At 60.4% G+C, this 1,272-nt stretch carries 1 protein-coding gene and 1 pseudogene; one reads left to right on the top strand and one right to left on the bottom strand.

Features of this window, described 5'->3' with window-relative positions:
* Positions 1 to 260: pseudogene (locus AC1D00_RS41585) on the bottom strand (urea ABC transporter substrate-binding protein); the annotation flags it as partial.
* Between the two features lie 366 nt (positions 261 to 626).
* Between AC1D00_RS41585 and AC1D00_RS41580 the strand changes: the two are divergent.
* Positions 627 to 1,272 (top strand): DEAD/DEAH box helicase (locus tag AC1D00_RS41580; protein WP_477014702.1); only part of this gene is annotated, 646 nt, incomplete at its 3' end.

Below are 1,272 nucleotides of genomic sequence, written 5' to 3'. Positions count from 1 at the left end.
GAGTGAAGCACACCGACCTTGATGGTGTCGTCCGCGGCCTTCGCGCCGGAAATTGAGGCCAGACCGAGCATCAGTCCGGCGGTCGCAGCGAGCACGCCGCGGCGGCTAAATGACGCCGCTATATCGTGAGTGGATTTGGTAAGCATTTGTGTATCATCTCCCTGACGCAGACGTGAAAACGCTGCGAAACGGCCCCACGGCCGCCTGCGGTTAACGGAATCGCAAGAACCATGCCATGGGCTGGACACACACCAAGCCATTGGTTTTATTCGAAAAACTGGCAAAAATCGAAATTTAGCCGCAGTCTGATTGCTCAAGACTTGAGCAAATAAATTGTATGCTAATGTGGCAGACAGTACATTTTTTGAGCAAAACGATACCTCTGTCTAAATTTCCGGCATAACTATTTTTGCACCGCAAACGCCGTTTCGGGCCAACCTGCCTTGAAAGCGCCCGCTCAATGTTCCATATGGACGGTCGAGACTTCTTGCGAATCAAGGGGTCGTTGCGAGCCGCGTGTTCTTAAGCCCTCTACGGGCGTCTGGCTTGCCCCATATCTCCCAAGCCATCCGACACCCCAAACACGCAGGTGTCTTCTCGACACCCGTTTGCGCGCGCCGCGCTGAATGCGCCGGGCGCCCGCCTTTGACATGGAAAGAACCCATCTTTTGACTTCGTTTCAGGACTTCGGCCTCGCCGAACCGATCGCGCGTGCTCTCTCCGAAGAGAACTACGTCACCCCCACCCCCATCCAGGCCCAGACCATTCCGACCGCGCTGACCGGCCGCGACGTCGTCGGCATCGCCCAGACCGGCACCGGCAAGACCGCGTCCTTCGCGCTGCCGATCCTGCACCGCCTGCTCGAACACCGCATCAAGCCGCAGCCGAAGACCACCCGCGTCCTGGTCCTGTCGCCCACCCGCGAGCTGTCTGGCCAGATCCTCGACAGCTTCAACGCCTATGGCCGCCACATCCGCCTGTCCTCGACGCTCGCCATCGGCGGCGTGCCGATGGGCCGTCAGGTCCGCTCGCTGATGCAGGGCGTCGAAGTGCTGGTCGCCACCCCCGGCCGCCTGCTCGACCTCGTGCAGAGCAACGGGCTGAAGCTTGGCAGCGTCGAATTCCTCGTGCTCGACGAGGCCGACCGCATGCTCGACATGGGCTTCATCAACGACATCCGGAAGATCGTCGCCAAGCTGCCGATCAAGCGGCAGACGCTGTTCTTCTCGGCCACCATGCCCAAGGACATCGCCGAGCTCGCCGACTCCATGC

The organism is Bradyrhizobium sp. P2_E8, assembly GCF_056403875.1.
The sequence above is the reverse complement of the archived record's forward strand: the minus strand, read 5'-3'. Positions and strand labels throughout refer to the sequence as shown.